This window comes from Nocardia heshunensis (assembly GCF_054782115.1).
Window position 1 is genome coordinate 268,704 of sequence record NZ_BAAGTC010000029.1, and the last position, 15,182, is coordinate 283,885.

The 15,182-nt window shown below is 67.4% G+C and carries 12 protein-coding genes and 1 pseudogene; 5 read left to right on the plus strand and 8 right to left on the minus strand.

Going from position 1 to position 15,182, the window contains the following annotated elements; genetic code table 11:
* Positions 1 to 37 precede the first annotated feature (37 nt).
* Entirely contained in the window at positions 38 to 604 is a 567-nt protein-coding gene (locus tag ACYVN4_RS43740; protein ID WP_460729945.1) for a YbhB/YbcL family Raf kinase inhibitor-like protein, read from the plus strand.
* Here the strand turns inward: ACYVN4_RS43740 and ACYVN4_RS43745 are convergent.
* From ACYVN4_RS43745 to ACYVN4_RS43760, 4 genes and pseudogenes are all read right to left on the minus strand, one after another.
* Positions 602 to 2,080, minus strand: a pseudogene (locus ACYVN4_RS43745) (flavin-containing monooxygenase); the annotation flags it as partial. The gene ACYVN4_RS43740 and the pseudogene ACYVN4_RS43745 sit on opposite strands and share 3 nt — an antisense overlap.
* Complete coding sequence (locus ACYVN4_RS43750) at positions 2,077 to 2,724, minus strand: NAD(P)/FAD-dependent oxidoreductase (protein WP_460729947.1); 648 nt, start codon at positions 2,722 to 2,724, stop codon at positions 2,077 to 2,079. The gene ACYVN4_RS43750 and the pseudogene ACYVN4_RS43745, both read right to left, overlap by 4 nt.
* Positions 2,721 to 3,644 (minus strand): ferritin-like domain-containing protein, encoded by a 924-nt coding sequence (locus ACYVN4_RS43755; RefSeq protein WP_460729949.1) that lies wholly within the window; start codon positions 3,642 to 3,644, stop codon positions 2,721 to 2,723. The genes ACYVN4_RS43750 and ACYVN4_RS43755 overlap by 4 nt, the downstream gene beginning before the upstream one ends.
* 20 nt (positions 3,645 to 3,664) lie before the next feature.
* The gene (locus ACYVN4_RS43760) at positions 3,665 to 4,501 is read right to left on the minus strand and encodes an SDR family NAD(P)-dependent oxidoreductase (protein WP_460729951.1); all 837 of its coding nucleotides are present in this window, start codon (positions 4,499 to 4,501) and stop codon (positions 3,665 to 3,667) included.
* Between the two features lie 104 nt (positions 4,502 to 4,605).
* Between ACYVN4_RS43760 and ACYVN4_RS43765 the strand changes: the two genes are divergently transcribed.
* Positions 4,606 to 5,289, plus strand: coding sequence for a TetR/AcrR family transcriptional regulator (locus ACYVN4_RS43765; RefSeq protein ID WP_460729953.1), 684 nt, complete (start codon positions 4,606 to 4,608; stop codon positions 5,287 to 5,289).
* Positions 5,290 to 5,292: 3 nt separating this feature from the next.
* On the opposite strand, the gene ACYVN4_RS43770 is transcribed toward ACYVN4_RS43765, so the two are convergent.
* From ACYVN4_RS43770 to icmF, 4 genes are all read right to left on the minus strand, one after another.
* The gene (locus tag ACYVN4_RS43770; protein WP_460729955.1) at positions 5,293 to 6,279 is read right to left on the minus strand and encodes a methyltransferase; all 987 of its coding nucleotides are present in this window, start codon (positions 6,277 to 6,279) and stop codon (positions 5,293 to 5,295) included.
* A 90-nt stretch (positions 6,280 to 6,369) separates the two neighbouring features.
* Positions 6,370 to 7,431, minus strand: coding sequence for an amidohydrolase family protein (locus ACYVN4_RS43775; protein ID WP_460729957.1), 1,062 nt, complete (start codon positions 7,429 to 7,431; stop codon positions 6,370 to 6,372).
* 166 nt (positions 7,432 to 7,597) lie between these two features.
* Complete coding sequence (locus tag ACYVN4_RS43780) at positions 7,598 to 7,981, minus strand: hypothetical protein (RefSeq protein WP_460729959.1); 384 nt, start codon at positions 7,979 to 7,981, stop codon at positions 7,598 to 7,600.
* 142 nt (positions 7,982 to 8,123) lie between these two features.
* Positions 8,124 to 11,333, minus strand: a complete 3,210-nt coding sequence (gene icmF, locus ACYVN4_RS43785; RefSeq protein WP_460729961.1) for a fused isobutyryl-CoA mutase/GTPase IcmF — start codon at positions 11,331 to 11,333, stop codon at positions 8,124 to 8,126.
* A 132-nt stretch (positions 11,334 to 11,465) separates the two neighbouring features.
* Here icmF and ACYVN4_RS43790 point away from each other — a divergent pair, with 132 nt between their 5' ends.
* From ACYVN4_RS43790 to ACYVN4_RS43800, 3 genes are read left to right on the plus strand one after another with little or no spacing between them, the layout of a single operon-like run.
* Positions 11,466 to 12,965 (plus strand): CoA-acylating methylmalonate-semialdehyde dehydrogenase, encoded by a 1,500-nt coding sequence (locus tag ACYVN4_RS43790; protein ID WP_460729963.1) that lies wholly within the window; start codon positions 11,466 to 11,468, stop codon positions 12,963 to 12,965.
* 3 nt (positions 12,966 to 12,968) lie between these two features.
* The gene (locus tag ACYVN4_RS43795) at positions 12,969 to 14,108 is read left to right on the plus strand and encodes an acyl-CoA dehydrogenase family protein (protein WP_460729965.1); all 1,140 of its coding nucleotides are present in this window, start codon (positions 12,969 to 12,971) and stop codon (positions 14,106 to 14,108) included.
* Positions 14,105 to 15,172: an enoyl-CoA hydratase/isomerase family protein gene (locus tag ACYVN4_RS43800; RefSeq protein ID WP_460729967.1), complete on the plus strand. Its 1,068-nt coding sequence runs from the start codon at positions 14,105 to 14,107 to the stop codon at positions 15,170 to 15,172. Before ACYVN4_RS43795 ends, ACYVN4_RS43800 begins: the two co-directional genes overlap by 4 nt.
* The last annotated feature ends 10 nt before the right edge of the window (positions 15,173 to 15,182 follow it).

Consider the following 15,182-nt stretch of genomic DNA (forward strand, 5'->3'; position numbering starts at 1 on the left):
TCAACCTGTATATCTCGCGGCGTATCAAGGAGATTCGATGGGAATCGTCGGCAAGCTGCTGTCGAACTGGCGGGCGGGAGAGGAGGGGCTGGCCTGGAACCTGCCGAACCTGGCGGGGGCCGACAGCCTCCGGATCACCAGCCCGGATTTCGCGCACGAGACCACGCTGGACCTGCGGCATGCCGGGAAAAGGATTGGCGGGGAGGATCTTTCGCCGGAACTCGCCTGGGCTGAGGTGCCCGCAGGCACGGCGCAGCTGCTCGTGGTGATCGAGGATCCGGATGCGCCGGGATCGACCCCGTTTGTGCACTCTGTGGCGCTGGTGGACCCGGCGCTCACCGGGATACCGCGCGGTGGCCTTTCGGCCGACCGACCCGCGGAGGGCGTCGTCGTCCTGCGATCCGGTTGGGGCCGTGGCTATATGGGGCCGTCCCCGATCAAGGGCCACGGCCCGCACCGCTACGTCTTCGAGCTCTTCGCGCTGACCGAGCCGCTCGAACTGGGCGGCGGTAAGTCACTCGAGGCCGCCAAGCCGCGCGAGGTGCTCGCCGCGGCCCGGGCGACGGCCCGCGGGCGGATCGACGGCTTCTACGAACGCCCCTGAGAACCGGTAGTCGTCCAGGTCGAAATGAGCTGCGCGCCATGCGGCTTCGGGAGTGCTCATGGCGCGCAGCGGGACATCGCCGTTCTTGTCGAAGTAGTAGGAGTTGGCCAGCGCACAGCTGTCCTGCCAGAACACCTGGGTGCCGCGCCGCGACAGCATCTCCGCGAAGTAGCGGTCGTTGGCCTCGGCGGTGACCTCGATGCGGGTGGCGTTGCGGCGGCGCGCATTTCGGAGCAGCCGCAGGATGTGGGTGGTCTGCATCTCGATGAGTGTGAAGTAGGACGCGCCGTTGTAGCCGTAGGGCCCGATGATGGTGAAGAAGTTGGGGAATCCGGGCACGCTGACACCCTCGTAGGCCTGCAGCCGGTGGGTGTCCCACCAGTCCTCCAGCCGGGTGCCACCGCTGCCGTGCAGATCGAAGGTCGGCATATTGCCCGACTCCATGACCTTGAAGCCGGTGGCCATGATGAGCACGTCGACCTGATGATGCCCGCCGCTGGTGCGCAGGCCGCTGGCGGTGATCTCGGTGATGGGATCGGTGTCGAGGGTGACGTTCTCGCGATTGAACGTCTTCAGATAGTCGTTGGAGAACGACGGCCGCTTGCAGCCCAGCGCGTACTTCGGCGTCAGCTTCTCGCGAATCTCGGGGTCGCGCACCTGATTCCGCAGATGCGCGAGGCCCTGCCGCTCGCCGACCTTCACCACCGGCAGCACCTTGTAGTAGTGCGCGGAGAGCGGGAACGTGAGCTCCACGAACGCCTGGCTCACCCACCGGGTCAGGAACTGTCCGCCCGGCAGCCGCATCAGGGCGCGCACCGGGGGCGGCATGGGCGCGTCCGGCCGGGGCAGGCACCAGATCGGGGTGCGCTGGAAGACAACGAGTTCCGATACCTGCTTCGCGATCTCCGGAATGATCTGGATGGCGGACGCACCGGTGCCGATGATGCCAACCCTTTTGCCGCGCAGATCGATGTCGTGATCCCAGCGCGCGGTGTGCATGGTGAGGCCCCGGAACCGTTCCGCACCGGGGATTTCCGGCAGCTTGGGCCGGGTCAGCACCCCGGTCGCGCCGATCAGGAACCGGCAGGTGAGCTCCTCGCCATCGCTGGTCCGCACCCGCCACAGGTGCAGGTCGTCATCGAAGTCCGCGCGCTCGATGGTGGTGCCGAACCGGATCCGCGGCCGCAGTCCGTACTTCTGCACACAGTGCTCGGCGTACGCCTTCAGCTCCCGGCCGGGCGCATACACCCGCGACCAGGACCGCTGCTGCTCGAACGAGTACTGGTAGCTGAACGACGGAATGTCCACGGCGATACCGGGATAGGTGTTCCAGTGCCAGGTCCCGCCCACCCCGTCGGCCTCGTCGATCATGATGAAGTCGTCGAAGCCCGCTCTGCGCAGGGCGATAGCGGTCCCGATCCCCGAGAATCCGGCTCCCACAATGACGATCTCGTGATTCACCACGGTGCTGGTCACAGCTTGTCCTCCGCGTAGATGATGCAGTCCACCCGATGCTCGACCCCGTCCACGGTGCGAATCCCGTGCGGCGCGAGCCGGGCGACGGGCCAGGCGATGAGCGTGCAGTTCTGCTGCCCGAGGGCTCGGTAGTACCGGCTGTGCACACGAACTCCGGCGGCTTGGTCGGGTGTCAATTGCCGCCGCTGCCACGAATCGGCCACCTGCAGACGGAGATTCGTCGCGGCTACGTGCCTCAGAACCAGCCCGACGAGCCGCCCAGCCAGCGCGATCGCCCCCTCCGTCATCCCGGCATGCTTTTGGCCGGGATCCATACCGGCTGTGGGGTCGCTGATGGCGTTGGATTCCGGCCAAAAGCGCGCCGGAATGACAGGGGGAGCGGGTAATTGGCGCAGCAGCAGTCCAGCTCCGGGCACGGGCGGGGTCGGCAGGATCCAGATCGGGTCGTGCTGGAATACCGTCACTCGGCGGGCCTGCTCGACCACAGGCGGCACCACCCGGGCCAACGCGCTGCCGCCGCCGATCACCGCGACGTGCAAGCGGTCGAGTTCGTGCTGGTCGCGCCAGTGCCTGCAGTGCACGATGGGGCCGGTATAGGTTTCGCGGACTCTGCGGGAGTCGCTCCGGCGGATCGGGGAGGTCATTTCGCCACCGGCTCGTAGGTCAGCGCCTTGGACCAGGACGGGGTGCGCCCGAGCACGCGGACCGGGAAGTGGTCGATGGCCCTGTTCAGGGCGTCGTTGATGCCCTGGATGGGCTGTAGCCGGTTGATGGTGGCGCGGCCGTGCAAGCGGACCACATGGAACAGCGGCACCCGTTTGATGTCGGGACTGCGTTCCCCGGCTTTCTCATAGCGCCGCACGGCATTCCAGAGCTTCTCCTCGTCCAACCCCATCGCCATGATGTTGGTGGACATGCGCGACAGCAGCGGCGTGTACAGCAGCGCACCCATCAGCAGGGTGGGCCGCAGCGCGTACCCGGCCGTCTCGATGGCGATGCGTCGCATCGGTCCCGCACCCAGCTGTTCGAGCACCTGGAAGCCGACCGCCAGATGCCGGGACTCATCGCTGTTGATGTGCCGGAAAACCTCGTGGCACAGCGGATCTCGCACCTCGTCGAGCAGGAACTTGACCAGTGCCCCGTCGAGCGCGCACTCCAGTGACGGAATCACCGTGCCCAGCACGGGCAGCGTCAGCCCGTCCCCGTACTTGTCCAGCCATTCGATGACGAGCCGAATGTTCTTGTTGGGCACCGGCATCTCGTCCCCGTCGAGCATGCCCCAGCGCCGCATCAACGCCAGTTCGGCATTGGCGTGCTTCTGCTCCTCGGCGTGGAAGTACCGGTAGATCTCCTTGAGCGGCCCGTCGGGTGCGTGCAGGGTGAGCGCCGCGAAGCCGCGCGCGCCCACGTGTTCGATCCACACCAGGTCGGCCATGAACTTCGTCAGCGCGGGCCGTTGCTCGTCGGTGATGAGCTCGGCTCCCGGTGCGTCCCAGTCGATATCGGCCAGCGCCCACTGTCGTTCCTGGATGACGGTGAGCATGTCGGGGTACGTGAACGCCATTGTTCAACTCCTTGCAGTGACTAGCGCACCAGCCGCTCCAACAGTCCGGCGGCGCGCGTGTAGGGCTCGGGTAGCAGTCGTTTGGCCTGCCAGATGGCCTTGGCCTCGATTTGCGGGACCACGTAGAGCTGGCCGCGGTCCACGGCGTCGAGGGTGGCGCGGGCGATGGCGGTGGGCGGGCGGCCGGTCCAGCGCAGCAGTCGGTCGCCCCACTGCTGGAGGCTCTCGTCGCCGATCGACACGCCGTCCAGGATGTTGGTGCGCACCCCGGTCGGGCACAGCACGGTGACGGTGATGCCGGTGCCCGACAGCTCCGCCGCGAGGGTCTCCGACAGGGCCAGCACCCCCGCCTTGCTCACGTTGTAGGCGGCCATCCGGGGCGCGGAACCGAAGGCGGCCGCGGAGGCGACGTTCACGATGGACCCGTGCCCGGCCTCGCGGAGCAGCGGCGTGAAGACGTGGCAGCCGTGGATGACTCCCCACAGGTTCACATCGAGCACCTGATGCCATTCGGCGGGCGGCGCCTCTCCGATCACGGTGCCGCCGCGCCCGATGCCCGCATTGTTGACCACCAGATCCGGGCTCTTGCCGAACCACTCCTCGGCGGTGTGGGCGAGCGCGGTGACATCGTCGAGGTTGCGCACATCACAGACCGTGTCGAAGGCCTTTCCGCCTGCGGCGGCGACCAATTCGACGGTCTCGCGGGCGCGTTCGGCATCGATGTCGGAGCAGACCACCCGGCCGCCGCGCTTGCCGATCTCGAGGGCGAAACCGCGGCCGATGCCGCTGCCCGCACCGGTCACCACCGCATCCGCCTGCTGGGTGCGGCGGGATCCGCCGAAGGGGTTGAGTCGCATGGGAACTCCCGTGGCCGTGCCATCCGGGCGGTCAATTGGTGGCGTATGCCACCACTGGCCGCACCTGCCACCAATTAGGCTCCGGGTGCGCTACTTTGTCAACTATGGAAGGGTCCGCACGCACGGCCGCGAAGGCGCCCGCAAAGGCCACCGCGCCCGCCCGCACCGGCGGCAGCACCTGGGGCGGGCGCACCCAGGAGGAGCGCCGCGCCGAACGCCGGGAGCGCCTGATCAGCGCGGCCCTGGAGATCTGGCTCGACAGCGGCTGGGCCGCGGTCACCATGCGCGGGGTCTGCACCCGCGCGGGCCTCAACGACCGCTACTTCTACGAGCATTTCACCGACCGTGACGACCTGCTCGGCGCGGTCTTCGACGAGGTCGGTTTCCAAGCGCTGGCGGAACTCTCGGCGGTGGTGGCGGAGAACCTGGCGCATCCGGCCCTGGGCATCCTGCACCTGGCCATCGCCCGCGCGGTCACCCTGCAGACCGAGGGACCGGCTCGCATCCTCTTCGGCGATCACGCCGGGAGCCGAGTCCTGGAACAGCGCCGCACGGCCCTGCTCACGGAGTCGACGGACCTGCTGATCGCCACCGCGCGCCCCTATCTGCGCCCCGGGGTGGACGAATCCGACCTGCGCATGGGCGTTCTCATGGGCATCGGCGGCTTCATCGAACTGCTGACGGCCTGGCGCACCGGCGCGATCGACGCCGACCCGGCCCGCATCGTCGACCACGTGAGCCGCACCGCCGACGCCCTGGGCACCCTGTACCTGGCCTTCCCGGACTGAGGGCTACTTCACCGCCCACACCATCGACTCGGGTCCGGCCAGCTGCTCGGTGATCGGTTCGTGGAAACCGGTGTCGGTCAGCCAGGTTCGCAGCTCGGCGGGGGTGTAATCGAAGCCGCCGGGGGTCTCGATGAGCATATTGAGGCTCATCAGCAGGCCCGGCAGGTTGGTGCGCCGTTCGTCGTCGATGAAGGACTCGTACACCAGGATCGCGCCGCCGTCGGGCAGGGCGCGGTACGCCTTCTCCAGCAGCATCAGCTTGGTGGGCAGATCCCAGTCGTGCAGGATGTGGCCGAACACCAGCACGTCGGCCTCGGGCAGGTCACCGACGAAGAAGTCGCCCGGCTCGAAGGTGATCCGATCCTCCACCGGCGCACTGTATTCGGCGAAGATGGGCTCGACCAGCGGCAGGTCGTAGCCGATGCCGTGCAGGTGCGGGTTGGTTTCCAGGACGGTGCGCAGCAGCGCGCCCTGCGCGGTGCCGATGTCGGCGACCGTCTTCCAGCGATGCCAGGGGAACAGCTCGGCGATGGGGTGCGCGCTGGGCAGCGTCAGCCCGGTCATGGCGCGCTGAAAGTCGTAGAGCCGCCGCGGATCCCGATACAGCGCGGTGAAGAAGTCACCGCCGTCCTTGGCCTCGTTCTGCGGCAGCCCGGTGCGCAGCCCCTCGGTGAGGCCGCCCCAGAACGGATACAGCCGGGCGGCCGCCATCTCCAGGAAGCCGCCGATGTATTCGCTGCCCGTGCTGTCCAGGTAGGTGGCGGTGTCGGCGGTGTTCGCGTAGCGATCGTCGGTGCGCCGCAGCATGTCCATGGCAACCAGCGCGTCGAGGAAGTCGCGGGTGGAGCGCGGGTGCAGGCCCAGTTCCCGGCGCAATTGCTCGGCGGTCAGTTGCCGATGCCCGAGCACCGTGAACACCCCGAGTTCGACGGCACTGAGCAGGGTCCGGGACTCCCAGAAACCCATTCCGATCCGCAGGATCCGCTCCATGGCGCTTCACGATAGCCACAGCGACCCTTCGGCAAAGGCAATTCCGTTGCACCGGCGCGGTTCATCCCGCTCGCCGGGAAAGCCGGGCGCCTAGAGCACGTCGATCCCGTAGACCCGTTCGGCATTGCGGCGGAAGATCTGCTCGATCGCCTTGTCGTCGGCCCCGTGCCCGGCCAGTGCGGTGGCCACCGCCTCCGCCGCGTTGGGGATGCTCGTAATCGGTTTGTCCACCGGGAAATTCGAGCCCCAGATCAGTCGGTCGGCACCGAAGACGTCCAGCGCGTGCTCGAGCATCGGCGAAATCCGTTCCAGCAGCACCGGAACCGGGGTCGGCGCATCGCGTTTCGGCACCGGATGCCCGAGGATCGGCATCATCAGCCCGCTCACCTTCGCGACCACATTGGGGTGGGCGGCCACCGCCGCGAGATCGTCGCGCCAGCGCACGAACAACTCCCGCCGCTGCCCCGGATGCTGTCCGGTATGGCGGCCTACCGGCCCGAAAATCCCTGCGGGCGTGCCGAGATGGTTGAGCACGATGGTGGTCTCCGGATGGCGTTCGGCCAGCGCCGCCACCTCCGGCAGCTGCCCCGAGTACACCCAGGCTTCGAAGGCCAGGCGCCGATCCGCCAGCACGCCGAAGCCATTCAGGAACGCGGGCGAAGCGAGGATGCCCGGACCTCTACCCATTGCCCGCACGGCCGGATCCGGATGCTGCTCGACCCGCGCCCGAATGCCCCGGAACCGCGGCGACGCCGCCTGATGTGCGTCGAGCAGGGCCGCGAAATCGGGTGCGGTCGGATCCCCCGCGCCCATGATCGCGCCCAGCGCGGGCGTATCCACGCCGAACGGCAGGCTCGCCACCCATCGCGTCTCCTCGGCCTGCGCGAGCGGCCCCTTGCCGTTCCACTCCACCTCGATGTGCACGATCGCCTCGACGGGGACGTCTCCGACGTCGGCCTGATAGTCGCGTGGCAGATACGGGTGCACGAACGGTGTCGGATCTCCGACGAACTCACGGTCCTTGCGCGGTGCGATCCGCTTGACCAGATCGATCGGCACCGGCACATACCGGAACAGTCGCGCCAGCGCGCTGAACTCCCGCGGCGTCGTCAGCGGATCGAACTGATGAATGTGCGCGTCCACGACAGTCATTCCCGCAAGGTCCATGAGGTCTCTTCCGTCCGGGTCAGCCTGTCCGGATTGTTCCACGCCCGCCGTTCGGCATTCATGAAATCGGACATGCCACACCCGGAAACGACCGTGCCGCGCCCCGACGAGGTGGGGCGCGGCACGGTCGCTGGCCGCCGGGGCGGTCGGGTCAGGGGAGGATCTGGGGGATGACGTCGGGGTTCAGCAGGCCGATCAGGGCTCCGATGCCGCCGCCGATCAGCGCGCCCAGGGCCGAGCCGCCCAGCATGCCGGGGACCGAGGCGACGACCGAGCCGAGGGCGGCACCGCCCGCGCTACCGGTGAGTGCGCCCGCGGCCGCGCCGTTGAGGGCGGGGTCGGGGAACTGGGCATTGGGGTTGGTGGCCACATCGAGCGGCACGCCGTCGGCGACCGGGGTGACCTGGACCGGCACGGCGGTGGTGTCCGGTGCCTCGGCGGACGCCACGCCCGCGAAGAGGGTGGCGGCCGCGGTGAGGGAGACGGCCGCGGCCGCCAGCTTGGCAGTGGTTCCGAGGGTGGTTGGGCGCATCATCATTCAGGTATAGCTGTGAAATTGCTGCCCTTCTGAAATTGGCGCGCACCTGAATTCTGTGAATTGCGTTCCCCTGGAACAGAATTAATAGCGCCCTGCTATATCGGCTGGTGAAATGGCAAGGCGCTATTCAGGTTTTGTATCAGACATTGCGCCGATACTGGCCGCCGACGGTGAAGAAAGTGTCGGTGACCTGCTGAAGTGTGCAGACACGCGCGGCATCCATCAGCACGTCGAAGACGTTCTCGTCACTCGACGCGGCCGCCGCGAGACGGGCCAGCGCGGCAGGTGCCCGATCCCGATGGCGATCGGTGAATTCGCGGACTCGTTGCAGCTGAGACTGTTTTTCGGATTCGGTGCCGCGCGCCAATTCCAGCACCCGATGTTCTTCCTCGTGCGGATTGCGGAAGGTGTTGACGCCGATGATCGGCAGGCTGCCGTCGTGCTTGCGGCGCTCGTAGAGCATGGACTCGTCCTGGATGCGGCCGCGCTGGTAGCCGGTCTCCATCGCGCCCAGCACACCGCCGCGTTCGCTGATCCGCTCGAATTCGCGCAGCACCGCCTCTTCGACCAGGTCGGTGAGCTCGTCGATGATGAAGCTGCCCTGCAAGGGATTCTCGTTCATCGCCAGGCCCCACTCGCGATTGATGATGAGCTGAATCGCCAGGGCGCGGCGCACCGATTCCTCGGTGGGCGTGGTGACGGCCTCGTCGTAGGCATTGGTGTGCAGGCTGTTGCAGTTGTCGTAGACGGCGATCAGCGCCTGCAGCGTGGTGCGAATGTCGTTGAAGCTCATCTCCTGTGCGTGCAGCGACCGCCCGGAGGTCTGAATGTGGTACTTCAGCTTTTGGGAACGGTCGTTGGCACCGTACTTGTCGCGCATGGCGATAGCCCAGATCCGCCGCGCCACCCGGCCGATCACCGAGTATTCGGCGTCCATGCCATTGGAGAAGAAGAACGACAGGTTGGGCGCGAAATCGTCGATGTCCATGCCGCGCGCCAGATACGCCTCCACGTAGGTGAACCCGTTGGCCAGCGTGAAGGCCAGCTGGCTGATCGGGTTCGCCCCGGCCTCGGCGATGTGATAGCCGGAGATCGAGACCGAGTAGAAGTTGCGGACGCCGTTGCGCACGAACCATTCCTGGATATCCGCCATCATGCGCAGGCTGAATTCGGTGGAGAAGATGCAGGTGTTCTGGCCCTGATCCTCCTTGAGAATGTCGGCCTGCACGGTGCCGCGCACGGTGGCGAGCGTGCGGGCACGCAGCTCGGTGGCTTCCTCGGCGGTGGGCTCACGCCCCTGCTCGTCCGAGAACTGTTGCACCGCTTGATCGATCGCGGCATTGAGGTAGTAGGCGAGAATCGTCGGCGCGGGACCATTGATGGTCATCGACACCGAAGTGGTCGGCGCATCCAGATCGAATCCGTCGTAGAGCGCCTTCATATCGTCGAGCGAGGCGATGGAAACCCCCGAGGTCCCCACCTTCCCGTAGATATCGGGCCGTTCCGCCGGATCATGCCCGTACAGGGTCACCGAGTCGAAAGCCGTCGAAAGCCGTTTGGCCTCGGCATGTTCCGACAGCACCTTGAACCGCCGATTGGTCCGGAACGCATCACCTTCCCCGGCGAACATGCGCGCGGGATCCTCGTTGTCGCGCTTGAATGCGAACACCCCCGCCGTGAACGGGAACCGCCCCGGCAGATTCTCCGCCCGCAGGAACCGCAGCAGCTCACCGTGATCGGTGAACCGGGGGAGCGCCACCCGGGGAATCGAGCTGCCGGACAGGGTCTCCCGCCGCAGGGCGGTGCGCAACTCCCGATCGCGCACCCGAACGACCTGCTCGTCGCCCTGATAGGACTCGGCCACCGCGGGCCATTCCGCCAGCAGCGCGGCATTTTCTGGAGCCAACCCCTGCTTCGCGCGGGCCAGCAGCGAGCTGATGGACTCGTCGTCAGGCAGTTCCTCGAGCACCTGCGCCACCCGTTGCACGCGCTGCGCCGCCTCCACCTGCCGCGCGGTGTCCGCGTGGTAATCCCGGACCGCCTCGGCGATCTCGGCCAGATACCGCACGCGCTGCGGCGGAATGATCTGGGCGAACCGGGTCGAGGCGCGGGTATCCACGCGGGGCAGCACGCCCTCCTGCAATGGCAGTCCCGCCGCACCCAGTAGTCCGGCCAGGTGCTGGTAGAGCGCCGTCACGCCGTCATCGTTGAAAGTGGCCGCGCTGGTGCCGAATACCGGCATGTCCTCCGGCATGGCATGGAAGTCTTCGCGATTGCGCACCAATTGCCGGGACACGTCGCGCAAGGCGTCCTCGGCCCCGCGCCGCTCGAACTTGTTGATGGCCACCACATCCGCGTAGTCGAGCATGTCGATCTTCTCGAGCTGGGAGGCGGCGCCGAACTCCGGCGTCATCACGTACAGCGAGACATCCACATGCTCGGCGATGGCCGCATCACCCTGCCCGATGCCGGGGGTCTCCAGGATCACCAGGTCGAATCCCGCTGCCTTGCAGGCGATCACCATGGTGTCGATATCGTTCGGCAGCTCCCGCTCACCGCGCGTGGCCAGCGACCGGAAGTACACCCGTTCGCCGTCCAGCGCGTTCATCCGGATGCGGTCACCCAGCAGCGCGCCCCCACCGCGCCGCCGCGTCGGATCGACCGCCAGCACCGCCACCTGCAGCTTGTCCTGCTGATCGGTGCGCAACCGGCGAATGAGTTCGTCTGTGAGAGAGGACTTTCCGGAGCCGCCGGTGCCCGTGATGCCGAGCACCGGCACGTGCCGGGCGGTGGCAGCGGCGATCAGCGCCGCCCGATCCACTTCCGGCAGCGTGCCCTGCTGCAGGCAGGTGAGCGTGCGTGCCAAGGCCGCGCGATCCCCGGTCAGCACCGCGTCGACCGGCGCGGGCTTCAGCGAAAGATCCACGTCGCAAGCCGAAATCAGCTGATTGATCATCCCCGGCAGCCCGAGCCGCTGCCCGTCCTCCGGCGAGAAGATCGTCACCCCCGACTCGGCCAGCCGCGCGATCTCCTCGGGAATGATCACCCCGCCGCCCCCGCCGAAGATCTGAACATGCCCGGCCCCGGCCTCTTTTAACGCCTTGGCCAAGTACTCGAAGTACTCGATGTGCCCGCCCTGATACGAGCTGACCGCGATGCCCTGCACATCCTCGGTCACTGCCGCGTCCACGACCTCGCGCACGGCCCGGTTATGCCCTAGATGAATCACCTCGGCCCCTTGGGCCTGCAGGATTCTGCGCATGATGTTGATGGCCGCATCATGGCCATCGAACAGCGCAGCAGCGGTAACGAACCGCACTGGATTGACCGGGACATGCAACTCGGGCATGCGTGCCTCCACATGGAGAGCCGTTAGGTGTTGTGAATTATCACACAGCCAATACTTGGATGTCCAACTATAGGATCGCCACAGACCGCGCAATCGGCGCGCAAGCTTCACAAGCTTCGAGACAGGACTGGCATGGTTCGCGAACTGACTCATTTCATCGGCGGCAAGCACGTTCCGGGAACTTCGGGCAACTTCGGTGATGTCTTCAATCCCAGCACCGGGCAGGTTCAGGCCAAGGTGCCGCTGGCGAGCAAGAGTGAGGTCGAGGCGGTCATCGCGAACGCCGCCGCCGCGCAGCCCGCATGGGCCGCCATGAATCCGCAGCGGCGTGCCCGCATCCTGATGAAGTTCCTGACCCTGGTGCAGGACGAGATGGATTCCCTCGCCGCGCTGCTGTCCAGCGAGCACGGCAAGACCGTCGCCGACGCCAAGGGTGATATCCAGCGCGGCCTCGAGGTCATCGAATTCGCCTGCGGCATCCCGCATCTGCTCAAGGGTGAGTACACCGAGAGCGCCGGCACCGGCATCGACGTGTACTCCATGCGGCAGCCGCTGGGTGTCGTCGCGGGCATCACCCCGTTCAACTTCCCGGCCATGATCCCGCTGTGGAAGGCCGGACCGGCGCTGGCCTGCGGTAATGCCTTCGTGCTCAAGCCTTCCGAGCGCGATCCGTCGGTGCCGCTGCGCCTGGCCGAACTGTTCCTCGAGGCCGGACTGCCCGCGGGCATCTTCAACGTGGTCAACGGCGACAAGGTGGCCGTGGACACGCTGCTGCACGACGACCGGATCAAGGCCGTCGGCTTCGTCGGCTCCACCCCGATCGCGCAGTACATCTACGAGACCGCGTCGGCCAACGGCAAGCGCGCCCAGTGCTTCGGTGGGGCCAAGAACCACGCCATCGTCATGCCCGACGCCGACCTCGACGATGTCGCCGACCAGCTGATCGGCGCGGGCTACGGCTCGGCCGGTGAGCGCTGCATGGCGATCTCGGTCGCGGTGCCGGTCGGCGAGGAGACCGCGGATCGCCTGCGCGCCAAGCTGATCGAGCGCATCGGCAAGCTCAATGTCGGCGTCTCCGACGACCCGGGCGCGGACTTCGGCCCGCTGGTCGGCCGCGACGGCGTGGACCGCGTCAACAACTACGTGCAGATCGGCGTGGACGAGGGCGCGGAGCTGGTCATCGACGGCCGCGGCCTGGTGGTCGAGGGCGGCGAGGACGGATTCTTCGCGGGCGCAACGCTGTTCGACAAGGTCACCGCGGACATGCGTATCTACAAGGAAGAGATCTTCGGCCCGGTGTTGGCCATCGTGCGCGCCAAGGACTACGAAGAGGGCCTGCGCCTGGCCAACGAGCACGAGTACGGCAACGGCGTTGCCATCTTCACCCGCGACGGCGACACCGCCCGCGACTTCGCCGCCCGCGTGCAGGTCGGCATGGTCGGCATCAATGTCCCGATCCCGGTGCCGATCGCGTACCACACCTTCGGCGGCTGGAAGCGTTCCGGCTTCGGCGATCTCAACCAGCACGGCCCGGACTCGATCCGCTTCTACACCAAGACCAAGACGGTGACGCAGCGCTGGCCCGCGGGACAGAAGGAATCCAATGCCTTCGTCATCCCGACCATGGACTGATTGATGTTCGTACTTGACGAGGACGAGAAGGCGATCGTCGAGACCGCCCGCGACTTCGCCGACGAACTGCTCGCGCCCCATGCCCTGGAATGGGATGAGCGCAAGCACTTCCCGGTGGATGTGCTGCGCAAGGCGGGCTCGCTCGGCCTGGGCGGCATCTACATCCGGGAGGACGTGGGTGGCTCGGAGCTGCGGCGGCTGGACGCCGTGCGCATCTTCGAGCAGCTCTCCACCGGCTGCCCGGCCATCGCCGCCTACATCTCCATCCACAACATGGCGACGTGGATGATCGACAGCTACGGCAATGCGGCGCAACGCAATCGCTGGCTGCCGGGGCTGACCTCGATGGACCTGCTGGCCTCCTACGCGCTCACCGAGCCGTCGGTGGGCTCGGATGCGGCGGCCTTGAGCACCAGGGCCGTTCGCGACGGCGAGGACTACATCCTCAATGGCGCAAAGCAGTTCATCTCCGGGGCCGGGGCCAATGACGTCTACGTCATGATGGTGCGCACCGGAGACACCGGGGCGCGCGGCATTTCGGCGCTCATCGTCCCGGCCGACACCCCCGGACTCTCGGTGGGGCCGAACGAACGGAAGATGGGCTGGAACGCGCAGCCCACCCGCCAGGTCATCCTCGAGGACGCCCGGGTGCCGGTCGCCAACCTCCTCGGCAACGAGGGTGACGGCTTCCGCATCGCCATGAACGGGCTCAACGGCGGGCGGCTGAACATCGCCGCCTGCTCGCTGGGCGGCGCGCAGGAGGCACTGGATCGGACCGTGTCCTATCTGGCGCAGCGCAAGGCGTTCGGGTCGCGGCTGCTCGACAACACCGCCCTGCAGTTCGAACTCGCCGACATGCGCACCTCGCTGGAGGCCGCCCGCACCCTGTTGTGGCGCGCCGCGGCCGCCCTGGACGCCGATGCCGACGACAAGGTCGAGCTCTGCGCCATGGCCAAGCGGTTCGCCACCGACGCCGGGTTCGAGGTGGCCAACAAGGCCCTGCAACTGCACGGTGGCTACGGTTACCTGGCCGAATACGGCATCGAGAAGATCGTTCGCGACCTGCGGGTGCATCAGATTCTCGAGGGCACGAACGAAATCATGCGGGTGGTCGTCGCCCGCTCGGTGGTAGGAGCAGCATGAGCGAACCCGAGGTGTTGATCGAGAAGCGCGACGGCCTGGGCCTGATCACGCTCAACCGGCCCCGGGCCATCAACGCGCTCAACCACCCGATGGCGTTGACCATCCTGGAGGCGCTGCGCGCCTGGGCGGACGACGACGAGGTGCGCACGGTGGTGCTCACCGGCGCGGGCGAGCGTGGACTCTGCGCGGGCGGCGACATCGTCGCCATCCACAACGACGCCAAGCACGCTGTCGCGCAGGGCGATTCGCCGGAGGTCTCGGCCGACTCGCCCAGCGGCAAGTTCTGGCGCGACGAGTACATCCTCAACGCGCTGATCAAGAACTACCCCAAGCCGTACGTCGCGGTCATGGACGGCATCGTCATGGGCGGCGGCGTCGGCCTGTCCGGCCATGCCTCGCACCGCATCGTGACCGAGCGGTCCATGGTCGGCATGCCCGAGACCGGCATCGGCTTCATCCCCGACGTCGGCGGCACCTGGCTGCTGGCCCACGCGCCCGGCGAGATCGGCACCCACGTCGCGCTCACCACCGCGCGCATGTCCGCGGGCGACGCCATCGCGGCCGGATTCGCCGACTACTTCGTGCCGTCGGAGCACCTGTCCGCGCTGCTGGAAGCCCTGCGCGACAACGAGATCGAGGTGGCCATCGCGAAATTCGCACAGCCCGCACCGGTTTCGGAGTTCGTCGCCCAGCAGGACTGGATCGACTCCTGCTACAGCGCCGACACCGTCGAGGAGATCGTGCACCGGCTGGAGATCGACGGCCGCGCCGAGGCCGCCAAGGCGGCCACCGACATCCTCTCGAAATCCCCGGTGGCACTGAAGGTCACGCTGCGCTCGCTGCGCAGCGCCCGGCACGCCGCCGACCTCGAGGTAGCGCTGAACCAGGAATACCGGGTCTCGGCCGCCTCCCTTAACACCCACGACCTGGTGGAAGGCATTCGCGCCCAGGTCATCGACAAGGACCGCAACCCGCAGTGGTCGCCCGCCACCCTGGCCGACGTCACCACCGCCGACGTGGACGCCTACTTCGGCGACCTCGGCAATCGCGAACTGGGACTGTAAGGACGCGCAA